Consider the following 393-nt stretch of genomic DNA (forward strand, 5'->3'; position numbering starts at 1 on the left):
ATCTCCCACGCCGTCGCGCGGTCTGTCGCCGGCGCCGATCTCGGATTGGGCCTCGAGGCATTCGACCATGCCGCGCAGGGTTTGACGGATATCTTCGACGACGCCCTGCAAGGGGATTGGCTGGCCTTTTGACCGGCTACGCGAACCGCCACTGATCGGGGCCCTGTCTTGCGGCCTGTGCCGGCTCACCCGCTTTGTGGCTCAGGCGGGCGGCCACCCGGCTTGAGAGGGCGCACGCTCCACACGTCTCGATGAGCGTCCTCGGAGAGGCGGTTGTACCGGGCGAGCGTCTCATCGAGGGCTTGAGCCATCTGCTCGAGGCCGGTCCCGCTCCAAATTTCGGTGTGGGTGCCCGCCACCCGCGCATGGCTGAGTTTGCCGTGGATCAGTCCT

General features: G+C 66.9%; 1 protein-coding gene. It reads right to left on the reverse strand.

Annotated elements, in window-relative coordinates:
• Positions 1-185 precede the first annotated feature (185 nt).
• Positions 186-393: hypothetical protein (locus CH341_RS35490; RefSeq protein WP_210208715.1), on the reverse strand; the 208-nt coding region annotated here is incomplete at its 5' end.

Source organism: Rhodoplanes roseus, from assembly GCF_003258865.1.
In the GTDB taxonomy this organism is placed as follows: Bacteria; Pseudomonadota; Alphaproteobacteria; order Rhizobiales; family Xanthobacteraceae; genus Rhodoplanes; species Rhodoplanes roseus.